This window comes from Flavobacterium sasangense DSM 21067 (assembly GCF_000686885.1).
GTDB lineage: Bacteria > Bacteroidota > Bacteroidia > Flavobacteriales > Flavobacteriaceae > Flavobacterium > Flavobacterium sasangense.
In genome coordinates this window covers 1-18,293 of sequence record NZ_JMLU01000010.1, presented here as the reverse complement: position 1 = coordinate 18,293, position 18,293 = coordinate 1, and the positions used below count along the sequence as shown (strand labels likewise).

General features: G+C 33.6%; 13 protein-coding genes. 9 read left to right on the top strand and 4 right to left on the bottom strand.

Translation table 11 applies throughout. From position 1 onward, the window contains the following. Window positions 1–31: 31 nt before the first annotated feature. Both BP92_RS0108800 and BP92_RS0108795 read right to left on the bottom strand, forming a co-directional pair. Entirely contained in the window at window positions 32–652 is a 621-nt protein-coding gene (locus BP92_RS0108800) for an L-threonylcarbamoyladenylate synthase (protein WP_026725727.1), read from the bottom strand. Between the two features lie 30 nt (window positions 653–682). Beyond that, window positions 683–3,010, bottom strand: coding sequence for an ATP-dependent helicase (locus BP92_RS0108795; protein WP_026725726.1), 2,328 nt, complete (start codon window positions 3,008–3,010; stop codon window positions 683–685). 173 nt (window positions 3,011–3,183) lie between these two features. Here BP92_RS0108795 and BP92_RS0108790 point away from each other — a divergent pair, with 173 nt between their 5' ends. Continuing rightward, entirely contained in the window at window positions 3,184–3,708 is a 525-nt protein-coding gene (locus BP92_RS0108790) for a DUF7935 family protein (RefSeq protein ID WP_026725725.1), read from the top strand. 34 nt (window positions 3,709–3,742) lie between these two features. Here the strand turns inward: BP92_RS0108790 and BP92_RS0108785 are convergent, their stop codons facing one another. Next, window positions 3,743–5,803, bottom strand: a complete 2,061-nt coding sequence (locus BP92_RS0108785; RefSeq protein ID WP_035693186.1) for a M1 family metallopeptidase — start codon at window positions 5,801–5,803, stop codon at window positions 3,743–3,745. 180 nt (window positions 5,804–5,983) lie between these two features. Between BP92_RS0108785 and recG the strand changes: the two genes are divergently transcribed. The 8 genes from recG (at window position 5,984) to BP92_RS0108745 (ending at window position 17,299) form a co-directional block, all read left to right on the top strand. After that, window positions 5,984–8,092, top strand: coding sequence for an ATP-dependent DNA helicase RecG (gene recG / locus BP92_RS0108780; protein WP_026725723.1), 2,109 nt, complete (start codon window positions 5,984–5,986; stop codon window positions 8,090–8,092). 198 nt (window positions 8,093–8,290) lie between these two features. Next, complete coding sequence (locus tag BP92_RS0108775) at window positions 8,291–9,349, top strand: efflux RND transporter periplasmic adaptor subunit (RefSeq protein ID WP_026725722.1); 1,059 nt, start codon at window positions 8,291–8,293, stop codon at window positions 9,347–9,349. 37 nt (window positions 9,350–9,386) lie between these two features. Next, window positions 9,387–12,473, top strand: coding sequence for an efflux RND transporter permease subunit (locus BP92_RS0108770; RefSeq protein ID WP_026725721.1), 3,087 nt, complete (start codon window positions 9,387–9,389; stop codon window positions 12,471–12,473). Window positions 12,474–12,477: 4 nt separating this feature from the next. Beyond that, on the top strand, window positions 12,478–13,782 hold the full coding sequence (locus tag BP92_RS0108765; RefSeq protein ID WP_026725720.1) for a TolC family protein: 1,305 nt from the start codon (window positions 12,478–12,480) through the stop codon (window positions 13,780–13,782). A gap of 118 nt (window positions 13,783–13,900) precedes the next feature. Continuing rightward, window positions 13,901–14,764, top strand: coding sequence for a bestrophin family protein (locus tag BP92_RS0108760; RefSeq protein ID WP_026725719.1), 864 nt, complete (start codon window positions 13,901–13,903; stop codon window positions 14,762–14,764). A 67-nt stretch (window positions 14,765–14,831) separates the two neighbouring features. Next, entirely contained in the window at window positions 14,832–15,290 is a 459-nt protein-coding gene (locus BP92_RS0108755) for a hypothetical protein (protein ID WP_026725718.1), read from the top strand. A gap of 9 nt (window positions 15,291–15,299) precedes the next feature. Beyond that, the gene (locus tag BP92_RS0108750) at window positions 15,300–16,313 is read left to right on the top strand and encodes a proline iminopeptidase-family hydrolase (RefSeq protein ID WP_026725717.1); all 1,014 of its coding nucleotides are present in this window, start codon (window positions 15,300–15,302) and stop codon (window positions 16,311–16,313) included. A 62-nt stretch (window positions 16,314–16,375) separates the two neighbouring features. Then, window positions 16,376–17,299: an AraC family transcriptional regulator gene (locus BP92_RS0108745; RefSeq protein ID WP_026725716.1), complete on the top strand. Its 924-nt coding sequence runs from the start codon at window positions 16,376–16,378 to the stop codon at window positions 17,297–17,299. Window positions 17,300–17,466: 167 nt separating this feature from the next. Here the strand turns inward: BP92_RS0108745 and BP92_RS0108740 are convergent, their stop codons facing one another. Continuing rightward, window positions 17,467–17,847 (bottom strand): DUF779 domain-containing protein, encoded by a 381-nt coding sequence (locus BP92_RS0108740; RefSeq protein ID WP_026725715.1) that lies wholly within the window; start codon window positions 17,845–17,847, stop codon window positions 17,467–17,469. Between the last annotated feature and the right edge of the window lie 446 nt (window positions 17,848–18,293).

The window sequence follows — 18,293 nt, the reverse complement described above, 5'->3', positions numbered from 1 at the left end:
AACGCCTCAATTAATTGAGGCGTTTTTTATTTTATAGTACATCCAAACTCCCTTTTCCTTCACGAATTACTTCAGGCTCATAACCAGTTAAATCAATAATAGTTGAAGCTACATTATCTCCATAACCACCATCGATAACCAAATCTACTTTGTTATTCCATTTTTCGAAGATTAATTCTGGATCGGTTGAGTATTCAATTACCTCATCTTCATCGTGGATTGAGGTTGAAACTATAGGATTTCCTAATAGTTTTACGATTTCACGAGCAATATTGTTATCTGGAACACGAATACCAACGGTTTTCTTCTTTCTGAATTCTTTAGGTAAATCGTTATTTCCTGGTAAAATAAACGTGTATGGTCCAGGTAAAGCGCGCTTTAAGATTTTAAATGTAGAAGTGTCAATTTGTTTCACATAATCAGAAAGATTACTTAAATCAGAACAAACGAAAGAAAAATTGGCTTTTTCTAATTTAATGCCTTTAATTTTGGCAATTTTCTCCAACGCACGAGAATTGGTAATATCGCAACCTAAACCATAAACAGTATCTGTTGGATAAATGACTAAACCTCCATTTTTTAAAACCTCAACCACTTTTTTAATTGCGGCTTCACTGGGTTTGTCTTCGTATATTTTAATTATTTCTGACATCTTATTTTTGTTTCAAGTTAATTTAAACTTCTATCCTATAACTTCCAACTTCGCAAATCGCAACAATAATTTCTTCAAACCACCTACATCAAAACGAATTTCGGCTTTTTTGTCTGCTCCTACACCTTCGATGTTTACAATTTGACCTTTTCCAAAACGTTCATGCATTACGATATTACCAACGTTTAAATTAGCATCTACCACATTTGAACTTCCTGAATTACTTGAAACTGGTTTCAGTCTTCTAATATTAGCCGTTGGACTTGGTTGGTCTTGCGTTAAATATTTTGGTGGTGTTCCTGCGGTTGGTTTTGCTAATCTTAATTTCGATTTATCAATATCACCAAAAACATCAATATCCATAACCGGTTTATAACGATAACCCGAATCAACTGGATTCAAATATTCTAAATATTTATCATCAATTTCTTCAATAAAACGCGAAGGTTCACTATCTACTAATTTTCCCCAACGGTAACGCGATTGTGCATACGTCAAATACGCTTGATGCTCGGCACGCGTTAAAGCCACGTAAAATAAACGACGTTCTTCTTCTAATTCGCTTCGCGTGTTTAAACTCATCGCACTTGGAAACAAGTCTTCTTCTAATCCCACAATAAACACGTGCGGAAACTCTAATCCTTTTGCCAAGTGAATCGTCATTAGCGCTACTCTATCGTCATCACCAGTATCTTTATCTAAATCGGTTGCTAATGCTACGTCTTCTAGGAATTCAGCTAATGCGCCTCTGGCTCCGTCAATTTCTTTTTGCCCTTCTGTGAAATCTTTAATACCGTTTAATAATTCTTCTATGTTTTCAATTTTCGCAATTCCTTCTGGAGTTCCGTCTTTCTTAAGTTCTTGAACTAATCCCGTTTTCTTAGTAACATGATCGGTTAAGAAAAACGCATCTTGATTTTCATTAATGACTTGAAAACTTTTAATCATTGTCACAAAATCATTCAACTTCGCTTTTGTTCCCGAATTCAGTTTCAAATCAATTTTATCAATGTGTTCCATTACTTCAAAAATAGAACGCTTGTAATGATTGGCAGCAACTGTTAATTTCTCAACCGTTGTATCACCAATTCCTCTTGCCGGATAATTAATCACACGAACTAAAGCTTCTTCGTCTTTTGGATTAATCACCAAACGTAAATAGGCTAAAACGTCTTTAATTTCCTTACGTTGGTAGAACGACAAACCACCATAAATTCGGTACGGAATATCACGCTTACGTAACGCATCTTCCATAGCACGAGATTGCGCATTCGTACGATACAAAATCGCAAATTGTCCGTTCAGCATTTGGTTTTGCATCTTCTGTTCGAAAATAGTTGCCGCTACAAAACGACCTTCTTCCCCATCGGTTAAACTGCGGTGGACTTTTATTTTTGGTCCGTCATCATTGGATGTCCAAACGATTTTATCTAACTTGGTTTTATTCTTATCGATTACGTTATTTGCTGCTTCTACAATGTTTTTAGAGGAACGATAATTTTGCTCCAATCGGTACAATTGCACATTTTCGTAATCTTTCTGGAAATTTAAAATGTTGTTAATGTTCGCACCACGGAAAGCATAAATACTTTGCGCATCATCACCTACTACACAAATGTTTTGAAATCTATCGGATAAGGCACGAACGATCAAATATTGGGAATGATTCGTATCTTGGTACTCATCTACTAAAATGTATCTAAATCTATCTTGATATTTCGCTAACACATCTGGAAAACGATTCAATAATTCGTTGGTTTTCAATAGCAAATCATCAAAATCCATCGCTCCCGATTTAAAACAACGCTCAACGTATTGTTGGTAAATTTCGCCCATACGCGGTTTTTTACTCATCGCATCGGCTTCTTGTAACTCGGGATTATTGAAATAAGCTTTTACAGTGATTAATGAGTTTTTATAAGATGAAATTCTGCCTAAGATTTGCTTAGGTTTGTAAATATCCTTATCCAATTGCATTTCTTTGATAATCGCACCTATCAATCGCACCGAATCTTGTGTATCGTAAATAGTAAAATTAGAAGGGTAACCTAACTTTTCAGCTTCAATACGTAAAATTTTGGCAAAAACGGAGTGAAAAGTTCCCATCCAAAGGTTTTTGGCTTCGTTATTTCCAACAATATCTGCAATACGTTTTTTCATTTCACGTGCGGCTTTGTTGGTAAAAGTTAAGGCCAAAATATTAAATGCATCTACTCCTTGACTCATCAAATTAGCTATACGAACCGTTAACACACGAGTTTTACCAGAACCCGCTCCCGCAATAACAATCATGGGACCGTCTTTCTGTAAAACAGGTGCTTGCTGTGCTTCGTTTAATTGGCTAATATATCGCTGCATTTCTTTCATAGTTTACTATAACTTTTTAACTAATTTACAAAAATACATCATCAAAAGGGTTAATACAAAAGAAGTTATTAACTCTTATTAATATTAATACAAACAACTGAAATTCTAATTTGAAAATTAAATTTTTTAATCTTAATTTGCGATGAAATTAAACCAACTTAAAAATGACAATCGAAGATAAATTATTAGAAATTGCTGCTTATACCTTACCTGCATTAATTACTGGTGGTGTAGCTTTTGTAATGATGCAAAAATTTTATAACAGCGAAGAAAGCAAACGTAAATTTGAATTACTAAGAGAAAATCAAAAACAAGCGTTACCTATTCGTTTGCAAGCGTATGAGCGAATGGTTTTGTTGTTAGAAAGAATTAATCCAACACAGTTATTACTTCGTGTAGCTCCAATTAGCAAAAGTAAAGATGATTATGCTACTTTATTATCGCACCATATTCAAACTGAATTTGAGCATAATTTAACGCAACAAATTTATTTAACCTCAGAAACTTGGGATATCATATTGAAAGCAAAAAACAGTACAGTGCAAATGATTCGAAAAAATGCACTTCGTGAAGATGTTGTCGATGCAGACAAACTTAGAGAAGCCATTATGATTGAGCTAACAGAAACCGAAGCGCCAAGCAATATTGCCATTAGCTTTTTGAAAGAAGAATTGAAAAGAGTTTTTTAAATAAAAAATCCCGAGTTTGAAGCTCGGGATTTTTTTATTTCTCATTCAAAAATTTCAAATACATTTCTTTCATTTTTTCATCCGAAGTTGTCGCTAATCCTTCAACAATTGTTCTGTATTCTGGTTTTTTGAGTAATAGGCGAACGTTATCTCTTCCAAATTTGGTAAACTGCCATTTATGATGAACGGTTGCTTTAAACAATAATTCAATTACTTTTTCATCATTTGGATTTAGTTGCAATAGCAATTCTAAAGCATTTTGTCTAACAGAACTTTCATACTCTTCTGAAGCAAAATCCAACAATTGATTATACGAAGTAGCTTTCACTTGTTCTTGCAGCTTTTCAGTATTCATTGCTAAAGCTAACCAAGTCAAGCGGAAACTTTTATCATTATTCCCGATAATTCCCTTCGTTTGTTCTAAATAATGTAAACGCTCTTCAGGAAAGTTCTTCCATAAATTGGTTAAAGCGATTTCTTTTGTTTGATACGAATTGTCATTCAACAACGTTTCATATTGCAATTTAAAAGCTTCAGGAATCACAGGTGTTGATTCGGCAACAGCTCTTCTGACCAAAATATCATTTGTGGCTAAAGCGGTTTCTAAAATGACTTTGCGCTCTTCAAAAGGAATATTTCGCGTTTGATATAGGATGTATTGTTTGATTGGATAATACGCATCTGATTTTAGAATTTCTGTCAATTCAGCTAATGATTTTTTACTTTTCTTTAAAGCAAAATACTCTTGAATGAATTTATTTTTTGATAGATATTTTTGAGCGATTTCCATTTCAAATCCATACTTCTCTAACCAAACCTTTTTGAAATTTTCCACATCATAACCCGAAACTTCTTTTACAATTTTTAAGAAATCATCTGTGTTCACGTTTTTGTATTGGTATTTCTTCAAATACTTTTTTACTGCTTTTTGGAAATTCTTTGCTCCAATGTCTTCTCGCATCACATGCAATGCCCAAGCGCCTTTCTTGTAAAACGATAACGAACTCGCCTTTTCATTCATCACCGGAATCGTATCTGTTTTAGAAGCGCGTTTTAGCTGTTCGGCATAATCGTTTAATTCTTCATAGAAATAATCATCTCCAAACAAATGACGCTCTGCTAATAAAGCATAATAAGTCGCAAAACCTTCTTGTAACCAATGATGTTTACCAGACTGTGCCGTAATCAAATCACCAAACCATTGATGGGCTAACTCGTGTGCGTTAACGTTTACATAATTTCTATCGTTAAAACCAGTTGAATCCACCACAAAATCTTGTGCAAAAATCGTTGAAGTCGTATTCTCCATTCCCGCATACAAAAAATCACGAACTGGAACTTGTCGGTAAATGCCCCAAGGATACTTCACTCCTATTTCTTGCTCCAAATAATCAAACATTTGTTTGGAATAGCGATACGTTGGTTCAAATTTTGAAATATCGTTTTTATCCAAATAAAATTCTAAAGGCGTTCCTGATTTAGTTGTTGTAGTTTGCTTTGCAAAACTTCCAATTGCTAACATTGCTAGATAAGATGACATTGGTTTTTGCATTTGATAATTCCAAGTAATTAAATTCCCTTTCGAATTGTACTTATTTGAGATAAAAGCACCATTTGAAATCACTGGGAAATCATTTCTAAATTCAACAGAAATATTAAAAATTACTTTTTCATTTACATCATCAAAACTTGGTAACCAATGACTGGTATAACGTCCTTGTCCTTGTGTCCAAATTTGTAAATTTTCATCTTGACCAGTAAAATAAAGAGTTTGTTTCGGTTTTGCGGAATAGCTGAAAGTCAGTATGTTTTTTCCTTTTTTAAAACCTTCAAATAAATCTAATGTTTTTCCTGAGTTTTTGAATTTCACTGATTTTCCATTGATGGCAACTTCTGAAAAGACCATATAGATAGCTTCAATTTTAATAGTATCAATAGCTTTTTTTACTCTAAATTCATAAATAACTTTTCCTGAAATTGTTTTTCGAGATTCATTTGGTGATATGTATGCTTCACATTTGATAAAATCAACTTTATCAGTTTGTTGAGCAAAAGATATATTAATGAAAAACAAGGTTAAAAGAATACGAAACATCTTGATGGATTTTAATAATGTACGAATATAAACATTTTCAATTTCACTGATTTCTAAATTAACAAATTATAAACTATCTTCGCTTTTGCATTAGGAACACAGATTGAAGTAATTGGATAAATTTTTAAAAAATTCTCAAATCTGTGTTTTAAAAATTGAATTTTGAACTTGTAATTGCACTTGAATTTGAATCTACTCGAAACTCCCATAGAATATCTCAAAGGCGTTGGTCCACAACGTGGCGATTTATTGCGCAAGGAGTTGGGCATTCATAATTATGCCGATTTACTGAATTTATTTCCCAATCGCTATATTGATAGAACGCGTTATTACAAGATAAACGAACTACAAAACAGCAATTCAGAAGTTCAAATCGTGGGTAAAATCATCAATATTAAAACCGTTGAACAAGGCAAAGGACGTTCACGATTAGTTGCCACTTTTGTTGACGATACCGGTCAAATGGAACTCGTGTGGTTCCAAGGTCAAAAATGGATTCGAGAAAGCATCAAAATTAATATTCCGTATGTGATTTTTGGAAAAGTTATCCAATTTGGTGCTACTTTCAATATGGCGCATCCCGAAATGGAATTGTTGGAAGAACACAAAGCCAGTCTGCGTTCGGCAATGCAACCGGTTTATCCAAGTACTGAAAAACTAGCTAATAAAGGGATTTCGAACAAAGTCATCAATAAAATGATGCAACAATTATTTGTGGAAACGCAAGCTTTGTTCTCAGAAAATTTACCGAGTTATCTTTTAGATGAATTGAAGTTAATTCCTAAAAATGCCGCTTTATTCAATATTCATTTTCCAAAAAGCCAAGATTTATTAGCTAAGGCACAATTTCGATTGAAGTTTGAAGAATTGTTTTTCATTCAATTGCAATTGATTACTAAGAACCTCATTCGCAAAAACAAAATCAAAGGATTACCTTTTGAACGCGTAGGCGAAAACTTCACCGATTTTTATAATAATCATTTGCCTTTCGATTTAACCAATGCTCAAAAACGCGTTTTAAAAGAAATCCGTAACGATTTAGGAAGCAATGCACAAATGAACCGTTTACTCCAAGGAGATGTTGGATCGGGAAAAACCATCGTAGCTTTAATGTGCATGCTTTTAGCTAAAGATAACGGCTTTCAAAGTTGTTTAATGGCGCCAACTGAAATTTTAGCCAATCAACATTTTAACGGAATTAGCGAATTAGCGAAAGAACTAAACATCACAATAAAAATTCTAACAGGTTCCACTAAAACAGCAGAGCGAAAAATCATCCATGAAGCCCTAGAAAATGGCTCTTTAGATATTTTAATTGGAACGCATGCTTTGTTAGAAGATAAAGTACAATTTTATAATTTGGGTTTAGCAATTATTGATGAGCAACATCGTTTTGGTGTGGAACAACGTTCAAAACTTTGGAAGAAAAATGATGTTCCACCTCACGTTTTAGTAATGACCGCTACTCCTATTCCTCGAACTTTAGCCATGAGTTTATATGGTGATTTAGATATTTCAGTGATTGATGAGTTGCCTCCTGGTAGAAAACCAATTCAAACAGTACATCGTTATGATTCAAACCGATTGAAAGTTTGGAAATTTTTAAAAGATGAAATTGCAAAAGGGCGTCAAGTGTACATTGTATATCCGTTAATTCAAGAATCAGAAAAAATGGATTACAAAGATTTGATGGATGGTTACGAAAGTATTTCAAGAGATTTTCCTTTACCTCAATATTCTATTTCCATTGTTCATGGAAAAATGAAACCCGCCGATAAAGACGAAGAAATGCGTCGCTTTTCTGAAGGAAAAACTAATATTATGGTGGCAACTACTGTGATTGAAGTTGGTGTGAATGTACCAAATGCTTCTGTAATGGTTATTGAAAGTGCAGAGCGTTTTGGATTATCACAATTACACCAATTAAGAGGACGAGTTGGTCGTGGTGCCGAACAAAGTTATTGCATATTAATGACAAGTCACAAACTCAGTAACGATAGTAAAATCCGGATGGAAACGATGGTTCGAACGAATGATGGTTTTGAAATTTCGGAAGTCGATTTAAAATTACGTGGTCCTGGCGATATTATGGGTAAACAACAAAGTGGTGTTTTAAATCTTCAAATTGCGGATTTGGTCAAAGACAAAGACATTTTGCAATTAGCACGTCATCATGCTATCAAACTCTTAAAAGATGATGCTCCAATGGAAAAACCAGAACATGCAAAACTTCGTGAAGCATTTATTGAGTTAAGCAAAAAGAAAACTATTTGGAATTACATTAGCTAAATTACATTTAATGTAACGAAGTGTAGAAAAATTATAACAAAAAGTAAATTTCAACACCTATTTCGTAACTTTTATAAATAAATCTCAAATTTTTAAAACATTTGTATCTACAACAATGTTAAATAAATGGTAAGGTTTTGGCATAATTATATAGTAAGACTTAGTTTTGTATTAAATCTTAAGTTTAGTTCCATAATTATGAAAATAAAAACTATAAGCATCACGCTAATCACTTTGACTCTTGTTGGTTTAATTGGATATCGAATTACAAAAAACAGTTCCGAATCTGAAAAAGGTGGTGGAAAAGGTGATAAAAAACCGCCAATGATGGTTGATGCCATTGTAGTTTCGGAAACAAATTTTGCGAATACTATTTCCCTTTCAGGTTCTATTGAAGCCAATGAAAATGTGGAAATTAGAAGTGAAGTTTCTGGAATTGTAGAAAAAATTTATTTCACAGAAGGAACAAACGTTAGCAAAGGTCAGGTCTTATTGAAAGTTAATGATATTGAACTTCGTGCACAACTTTCGCAAGCAATCACAAGACAAAGCCTTGCTTCAGAAAATGAAAGAAGAGCTAAATTATTGCTACAAAAAGAAGCTATTTCTCAAGAAGAATATGAGATTGCAAGTGCCGAATTCAGAAGTCTAAAAGCACAAACGCAATTGATTCAAGCACAAATTGCTAAAACAAGTATAAGAGCACCATTTTCGGGAAAAATTGGTTTACGAAATATTTCTCCAGGAACTTACGTAACACCAACCACACTAATCACCAAATTAGTAAGTTCAAATCAAGTTAAAATTAGCTTTTCAATTCCTGAAAAATATGCTTCGGAAGTTGAAAACAATACTCCTATTCAATTTACGATTCCAAATAATACTGAGAAATTTACAGCTAAAATATACGCTATCGAGCCTGAAATTGAAACATCTACTCGAACCTTAAAAATTAGAGCAATTGCCGAAAATCCAAATGGAAAATTACTAGCTGGAACTTTTGCTACTGTTGAGCTTCCATTGAAAAATATCAAAGGTGCTATTCAAATTCCTTCGGAAGCGGTCGTTCCAGTACAAGATGGAAAAGTAGTTTATATTGCTAACAACGGAAAAGCAAAAGAAGTAAAAATTGAAACTATTGCCAGAACTGATAAAGATGTAATCGTTACGCAAGGCGTAAAATCAGGAGATACGATTCTAACTTCTGGCGTTATGGCTTTAAAAGACGAAGCTGATATCAAAGTAAAAGTAAAATAAGCTTTTCTAAATTCTAATTTCAAACTTCAAATTTAAAATGAGTTTATCTACTTTAAGTATAAAAAGACCCGTATTTACCATTGTAATCAACTTGCTGATTATCCTTTTTGGTATTTTAGGATTTAGCTATTTGGGTGTTCGCGAATTCCCATCGATTGATCCTGCCGTAATTAATGTTCGAACGAATTACACCGGTGCCAATGCCGATATTATTGAATCACAAATCACCGAACCACTCGAAAAAGCTATTAATTCGATTGATGGTATTCGAAACATTACATCTTCGAGTAATCAAGGTTCGAGTAATATTACGGTCGAATTCAAATTAGAGAAAAACCTAGAAGAAGCCGCTAACGACGTTCGTGATAAAGTTTCGCAAGCCGTTAGAAGTTTACCACAAGATATTGATGCGCCACCAGTAGTTTCGAAAGCTGATGCCGATTCTGATGCTATTATTTCGATGACGGTTCAAAGTCAATCGAGAAACGCATTAGAATTGAGTGATTATGCCGAAAACGTAATTTCTGAGAGAATTCAAACGATTCCAGGAGTAAGTAGCGTTCAGATTTGGGGACAAAAGCGTTATTCAATGCGTATTTGGATGGATCCTATCAAATTGAATGCTTACGGAATTACAGTTGCTGATGTTCGAAATGCTCTGGACAAACAAAATGTAGAACTGCCATCGGGAAAATTAACAGGTGCTAACACCGAATTAATGGTAAAAACGCTTGGAAATCTTTCAACCGAAAAAGAATTCAACGATATTATCATTTTAGCTGATGCCAATAAAACCGTTCGTTTAAGCGATATTGGTTATGCGGTTTTAGCTTCTGAAAATTTAGAAACCAAGTTTACCGAATCAGGTAATCCGATGGTGGCTGTGGCTATTATTCCGCAACCTGGAACGAATTACTTAGAAATTGCAGAACAATTTTATGCCGAAGTTGACAAACTAAAGAAAGATTTACCAAGTGATATCAAATTAGATATTGCTTTAGATAATACCATTTTTATCAAAAAATCAGTAGTTGAAGTTGCAGAAACATTAGCAATTTCAGTAGTTTTAGTAATCATCATCATCTTTTTATTTTTCAGAGATTGGTCAATCGCTTTCCGACCATTAATTGATATTCCAGTTTCGTTGATTGCTACATTTTTCATCATGTATTTGTGTGGCTTTTCCATCAACGTATTAACTTTATTAGCTATCGTTTTAGCCACAGGATTAGTAGTAGATGACGGAATTGTAGTAACCGAAAACATTTTCAAAAAAGTTGAAGAAGGTATGTCGCCTATCGAAGCGGCTATCAAAGGTTCAAATGAGATTTTCTTTGCAGTAATTTCGATTTCGGTAACATTAGCTGCCGTTTTCTTACCAATTATTTTCTTAGAAGGTTTCGTAGGAAGATTATTCCGAGAGTTTGGTGTCGTAATTGGTGCCGCCGTACTGATTTCTGCTTTTGTATCGTTGACTTTAACGCCAATGCTGAATGCGTATTTAATGAAAGGTGGCGAACAAAAGAAAACGAAATTCTATGAAGCTACAGAACCATTCTTCGTAAGTTTAAACACTGGATATGCGAATTCTTTAACCAAATTCTTAAAGAGAAAATGGTTGAGCTTCCCAATTATTGGAGTTTGTATTGGATTGATTATATTATTCTTTGCAATTCTTCCAAAAGAAACGGCTCCATACGATGATAGAAGTTTAGGAATTGTCAGTGTAACTACTCCAGAAGGTTCTACTTACGAATATACCGATCGTTTTATGGACGATTTATCTAAATTAATCAACGATTCGATTCCAGAGAAAAAAGTGGCATTGGTAATCACTTCACCAGGGTTTTTATCATCATCAGTAAATGCGGGAAGAGTTCGTTTAGCTTTGGTTGACCCAAGTGAACGAGAAAAATCACAAAAAGAAATTGTAGATGATTTGAACAAATGGACAAAAAAATATCCACAAGCGAAAGTAAATGTTTCCGAACAACCTACTATTTCAGTAAACAGACGTGGTGGTTTGCCAATTCAATACATTATTCAAGCTCCAAATTTTGAAAAATTACGAGAAAAGATTCCACAATTCATGGAAGAAGCAAGTAAAAACGAAACCTTTTCGAATGTAGATGTGAATTTGAAATTCAATAAACCTGAAATCAACGTAACTATTAACCGTGAAAAAGCAGAAAGTTTAGGAATTTCGGTCTTAGATGTGGCGCAAACTTTACAATTATCTTTGAGTGGACAACGTTTTGGTTATTTCATGCAAAACGGAAAACAATATCAAGTTATTGGACAATTTGACGAAAAAGATCGAGATGCTCCATTGGATTTAACTTCGATGTTTGTAAAAAACAAAGCAGGAGAATTAATTCAATTAGACAACGTAGTTGAGGTGGAAGAACAAAGTAATCCACCACAATTATTTCATAACAATCGTTATATGTCGGCAACGGTTTCTGCTGGTTTAGCACCCGGAAAAAGTATGATTGACGGTATCAATGCGATGGACGAAATCAAAGAAAAAGTATTAGACGATACTTTCACAGCCGATTTAGGTGGTGAATCACGTGACTTCGTAGAAAGTAGTTCGAATACTTCTTTCGCATTTGGATTGGCGTTATTGTTAATTTATTTGATATTAGCCGCACAATTTGAAAGTTTTATTGACCCATTTATTATCATTCTAACTGTACCAATGGCGGTAGCAGGAGCGTTATTCTCGCTTTGGTTATTTGGACAAACTTGGAATATTTTTAGTCAAATTGGAACCGTCATGCTGATTGGACTCGTTACCAAAAATGGAATTCTGATAGTCGAATTCGCCAACCAACTTCGAGAACAAGGAAAATCAAAATACGATGCCATTTTAGAAGCATCGGAAGCACGTTTACGACCAATTTTAATGACGAGTTTAGCCATTGCTTTAGGAGCTTTACCAATTGCACTTTCGCTTGGTGCCGCTTCTACAAGTAGAATAGGAATGGGAGTTGTAATTGTGGGCGGAACGATGTTCTCGTTAATCTTAACTTTATTTGTAATTCCATCCATTTATTTAATGTGGTCGAAAGCAAAAAAACACCGACCAGAATTTGATAATTTAGACGCTTTAGAGAAATAATAGTATGCAACATTTATATAAAATAGTATTCCTTTTTATCATCGGATTTTCAGCACAAGCACAAGATTTGCTTACCCTTGAAGATGCGGTTAAAATTGCTTTGGAAAACAATTACGATATTAAAATCGCAAAAAACAATTCCAAAATTGATGAAACAAACAACAATTTAGCCAATGCTAGAATGTTGCCTTCGTTGAATGCAAATTTCACTAACAATAATAGTCAATTAAATACCACGCAAACGCAAGCTGATGGGACTGAAAGAAAACTAGACAACGCTAAAAACATGAACTTAACCTATGGTGTTGGTTTAGATTGGACGATTTTTGATGGCTTAAGCATGTTTGCAAGAAAAGAGCAATTGAACGCTTTAGAACAACAAGGAAAAGCCGAATTACAAACCGCAATTTTAACCCGAATTAGCGATGTCTATACAACGTATTTCGATTTAGTGCAACAACAACAAGTATTGGCTTCGATTGATACCGCAATTGTGATTTCAAACCAACGTTTGACAACCGCTCAAAATCGTTTTAGTATTGGAAAAGCTTCGAAATTAGAAGTTTTGAATGCACAAGTAGATTTGAATAGCGATTTAAGTTTGCAATTGAAACAAAGAGAACTCATCAAAATCAGTAAAATTAGATTGAACGAATTATTAGTTTGTGATATTCAGACTGATTTTAAAGTCGCTAATGAAGTTACATTCGAACAAAATTTAGATTTCAACGAGTTAAAATCTACAGCCGAAAAACAAAATCCGCAATTACAAGCGCAAATTCTATCTAAAAAAGTAGCCGATTTGAATTTAAAACAAGTCAAAGGCAATCGTTATCCAACGGTTAGAATTACTTCGGGTTATAATTTTACGCGTTCGGAAGCTTCTTTGGGATTCATCACGCAATCTTCTGGACAAGGTTTTGTGTATGGAGTTACTGCGACTGTACCGATTTTTAATGGATTTCTTCAAAACAGAAACGAAAAAGTAGCGAAATATCAAGTGGAGAATGCAGGATTCCTTTTGGAACAACAAAAATTATCACTAACCTCACAATTGTCGTCTTTATTTGCGAGTTATCAAACCAATTTAGAATTGGTAAAAGTGGAAGAAAAAAACTTAGAAATTGCCAAACAAAACTTAGATATTACGTTAGCGAAATTCAAAATTGGAACTATCACGACTATCGAATTTAGAACAGCTCAGCAAAATTTTGTAGAAGCATCAGTTCGTTACTCGAACGCACAATATGTAACCAAACTTTCAGAAATCAACTTAAAAGAATTAGCCGGTACATTAAAATTGAATTAATATAATTAGATTTGTTAAAGCGTTTAATTGTGAAACTGTGAAACTGTAAAATCGAAAAATTGAATTATCAAAATCCACAGCTTCACAACTAAACAATTCAACATTTAAACATTAATAAATGGTTCAATACAACCCAAAAGACTGGATTACTTTTATTTTTCGTTTTCACGAATCGGATACCTTTCGTCAACTGATTCCGATGATGATTTTCATTGGATTTTATGCTTACGGAATCGCCTATTTGGAATTGGAATATTGGAAACTTTCTGAAACCAGTCATGTAAAGAATCTAAATGTAATGCACACCACTGTTGGTTTTGTATTGTCGTTATTATTGGCATACAGAACCAATACGGCTTACGACCGTTGGTGGGAAGGTCGAAAACAATGGGGTGCTTTAGTGAACAATAGTCGAAATTTAGCCATAAAACTTTCCGCTTATTTGTCTGATGAGAATGATAGAAATTTCTACAGAAAAGTGATTCCGGCTTATGCTTCGGTGCTTTCCAAACATTTATTGAATGAAGAAGTAAGTAAAATGTTGTTTGAAGGTTTGGATTTAGAAATGGATCACCACAAACATCGCCCGAATCAAGTGGCAAAAATGTTGTTTCAAAAAGCGAATGATTTGTACAAATCAAGAAAAATTACGGGTGACCAATTTTACATCATCAATTCCGAATTACAATCGTTTACCGATATTTGTGGCGCTTGCGAACGTATTAAAAACACACCTATTCCCTACTCTTACAGTTCGTTCATCAAAAAATTCATCTTCTTTTTTGTGATGACCTTACCTTTCGGCTTCGTATTTAGTTTGGGTTACTATGTAATTCCTGTAGTGATTTTCATCTTTTATGTTTTAGCGAGTTTAGAATTAATCGCCGAAGAAATTGAAGACCCATTTGGCAACGACGCCAACGATTTACCGATGACAAAAATTGCATCGAATATTAAGAAGCATGTGGAAGAGATTTTGTAAGGATTTGGAGGAAATTTGGTATATTTGAGATGGTATCTTGTTACTAATAGATTTTAAAAAAAATTAAATGATAAAAGTATTTAATAGAATCTTACTCATATCTAGCTTTTTGTTTGTACAAGTTATTTTCAGTCAAAAAATTGACGATGATAAAACAATTGAGAAAATAAACACAAGCATAAAAGATTTTTTCATTTCAAAAGGTGAAATAGACAATAAAAATAAACTTGGGATTGGAGCATGGGAAATTACTGATGGCTCGGAAATCGGCTATAAAGAAATCGGTATTTATCTTATAAGAACTGTTTATAGAAATGATGGAACTGATTATCTTTTGCTAAAAAATGGAGAAAACTTTGAAATTGTTGATTTTAATGATTTAAAAAATGTAATCACTAAATCGACAATTTTATTAAATAATAAAACAGAGGAAGACTATCATCTGTACATATCTAAAATATTGAAATGTTATGATGAGAATTATGCATTCTCTAAAAAGAAAACTCTAAGATTTGAAAAAAAATAAGTGTCAATTATGAAAAACCTATTCCACACAACACTCCTACTCTTCACCATAGCTTTATTCACAAGCTGTAAACAAGAAACCATCACCACTCAAAACGAGTATTTTGCGCAATCAGCTGACAGTATTCAAAATGGCGGAGTGAAAGTTATACCTATTTCCACACCAAAAGGCACTTTTAATGTTTGGACAAAACGCATTGGAAACAATCCAAAAATTAAAGTATTGCTTTTAAATGGTGGTCCAGGTGCTACGCACGAATATTTTGAATGTTTTGAAAATTTCTTACCAGCTGAAGGTATCGAGTTCATTTATTACGACCAATTAGGTTGTGGAAATGCCGATAATCCAAACGATACTTCGATGTGGGATTTACCAAGATATGTGGAAGAAGTAGAACAAGTTCGTAAAGCTTTAAAGTTAGACAATACTAATTTTTACTTGTTAGGCCATTCATGGGGCGGCATTTTAGCTATGGAATATGCTACAAAATATCAAAACAACATGAAAGGCTTAATCATTTCCAACATGATGGCAAGTTGTCCAGAATATGACAAATATGCCAATGAAGTATTAGCCAAACAAATGAATCCAGAAGTGTTGGCAGAATTGATGAAAATGGAAGCCAATAACGATTTTTCCAATCCAAAATACATGGAATTATTACTTCCGAATTTCTATGAAAAACACATTCTTCGTTTCCCTGCGAAAGACTGGCCAGAACCTGTAAACCGTTCTTTTGCTAAGATGAATCAGTCGCTTTACGTAACCATGCAAGGTCCGAGTGAATTTGGAATTTCAGGAAAATTAGAAAAATGGGATAGAAAAGCCGATTTAAAAAACGTAAAAATCCCAACATTAGTAATCGGTGCTAAACACGATACAATGGATCCAAAACATATGGAAGAAATTTCGAAAATCTTACCAAATGGTTCGTATTTATTCTGTCCAAAAGGAAGTCATATGGCATTCTACGACGATCAAAAAACATATTTTAGTGGATTGATTTCGTTCTTAAAAAAATAAACCAAAAGCAACTCTTAGTAGTTGCTTTTTTTGTATATTAGTTTTCTATTTCAAAATTTAAAATGGCGAACAAAGCGTTACTTTTTACTCCAGCTTTAACCCACGAAAAGTCGTTAAAAACTTTGGTGGAAAATCGTACCATTTTCTCCTTAGACCATTGCGAATTGAATATTTTTGAAACCTATCAAAAATCGGATTTGGTTCCGTTGAAGTTTAATGATTTGGTGGTTACGAGTATGTTGCGCGGTAAAAAAGTAATGCATTTATTTGAAGACCCAAGTTTTGAATATTTACCCGGCGAAACCGTAATTGTGCCTTCCAATGCCGAAATGAAAATCGATTTTCCTGAAGCTTCAAAAGACAATCCTACGCAGTGTATTGCTTTGGCCATCGATAATCAGATTATTACGAATACCTTGGATTTTTTAAATGAGAAATATCCCAAAGAAGGAAAGAGCAATTTATGGAAATTAGATCACGAAAACTATTTCTTTTATAACAATGTAGAATTAGCAGGAACCATCAATAAACTGATTAAAGAATGCATGGGGAATTCGCTAACCAAAGACGCTCTTGCCGATTTAACTCTTCAAGAATTAATTATCCGAATCATTCAAACGCAAACCACAAAACGTTTTGAAAATGAAACATTCCTTGATAGCAATAGTCCGATTACACCAGCGATTGAATATATCAAAAGTAACATTCGAGAAACGATAAATTTGAAAGATTTGAGCGATAAAGCGTGTATGAGCACCACTTCATTTTATCGTTATTTCAAAAGAGAATTAGGCATGAGCCCAATTGAATATATCTTGAACGAAAAGATAAAATACGCCAAAAAACTATTGAGCAATCCCAACATTCAAGTCAATGAAGTTTCGTATGCTACCGGTTTTGAAGATTGCAATTATTTCATAAGATTATTCAAAAAATACGAAGGAGTTACGCCGAAGCAATATCAGTTGATGAATTATAATGGGTGAAAAAAGTTCAAATTCAAGAACAAGCACAAAAAACAATTGGAGTTAAGAATCTGAATCAATAAATTCCATAAACAATAAGTATTATTTAACTTTTCTGTCATGCTGAATTTATTTCAGCATCTAAAATATAGTCAGAAGCTGAAATAAGTTCAGCTTGACAAATCTCCCTATTCATTCAACCTTATTTCTTCTAAATTCTGAGCTTCTTCTTCTGTGAATAATCTATAATTTACTTTGAATGTTTTTCCGTAAGGGGTTTCTAATGAAAATCCGCCTGCTCCTATTCCATCCGTTACATCAAGCGTAAAATGAGCGTGTTTCCAATATTCGAACAAATCTTTGTCCACCCAAAATTCAAATCCTTGAAGGGTTCCAATGCAAACATCGCCATAGCGCAAATAAAATCCGCCTTTTTCAAAACATTGAGGCTGCGTTCCTTCACAACAACCGCCTGCTTGATAAAACATCAAATCACCAAACTTATCCGAAAGCATTCTGATTAATTCTATTGCTTTTTCGGTAGCTTCTAATCGTTTTATTTTTTCCATATTTTGAATTTTAAACATATAAGCCATATAAGTTTTATCACCGTAGTAGCCTTCTTAAATGCTCTTGATAATAAACACATAAAACTTCATACAAGCTTATATGACTCCTATGTTTGCAAAGTTAATTTATAAGTTGTTATGATTTTTAAATTTGCATTAATAAAGTGAAAAGAGATGAGAGTAAGTTAAATGACAAATAGCTCTATGAAGCACATTGAATATAAGAAATTACCTCATTTCTTTTTATCTTTTAGAGTCTGAACAGAATGTAAGGAATTAAGAGAATCTTAATATCCAGAATATCCAATCAGGAGAAAAGACGGAGGAAGATTCATCACTTTATGATTAAATTTTAAACAAAAGTAATGATGAGAAAAGTAGTAAAGCAAGTAGCGGGAATTGACGTTGCACAAAAAGAATTAGTAGTTACCTTAGGTCGTATGTTA

Bases quoted from the DNA above. Each gene is read 5' to 3' on its own strand.
- BP92_RS0108740 (WP_026725715.1), bottom strand. From the start codon at position 17,847: ATGGAAAAAATAAAACGATTAGAAGCTACCGAAAAAGCAATAGAATTA.
- BP92_RS0108750 (WP_026725717.1), top strand. From the start codon at position 15,300: ATGAAAAACCTATTCCACACAACACTCCTACTCTTCACCATAGCTTTA.
- BP92_RS0108770 (WP_026725721.1), top strand. From the start codon at position 9,387: ATGAGTTTATCTACTTTAAGTATAAAAAGACCCGTATTTACCATTGTA.
- BP92_RS0108790 (WP_026725725.1), top strand. From the start codon at position 3,184: ATGACAATCGAAGATAAATTATTAGAAATTGCTGCTTATACCTTACCT.
- BP92_RS0108765 (WP_026725720.1), top strand. From the start codon at position 12,478: ATGCAACATTTATATAAAATAGTATTCCTTTTTATCATCGGATTTTCA.
- BP92_RS0108775 (WP_026725722.1), top strand. From the start codon at position 8,291: ATGAAAATAAAAACTATAAGCATCACGCTAATCACTTTGACTCTTGTT.
- BP92_RS0108745 (WP_026725716.1), top strand. From the start codon at position 16,376: ATGGCGAACAAAGCGTTACTTTTTACTCCAGCTTTAACCCACGAAAAG.
- BP92_RS0108785 (WP_035693186.1), bottom strand. From the start codon at position 5,803: ATGTTTCGTATTCTTTTAACCTTGTTTTTCATTAATATATCTTTTGCT.
- BP92_RS0108800 (WP_026725727.1), bottom strand. From the start codon at position 652: ATGTCAGAAATAATTAAAATATACGAAGACAAACCCAGTGAAGCCGCA.
- BP92_RS0108795 (WP_026725726.1), bottom strand. From the start codon at position 3,010: ATGCAGCGATATATTAGCCAATTAAACGAAGCACAGCAAGCACCTGTT.
- BP92_RS0108755 (WP_026725718.1), top strand. From the start codon at position 14,832: ATGATAAAAGTATTTAATAGAATCTTACTCATATCTAGCTTTTTGTTT.
- BP92_RS0108760 (WP_026725719.1), top strand. From the start codon at position 13,901: ATGGTTCAATACAACCCAAAAGACTGGATTACTTTTATTTTTCGTTTT.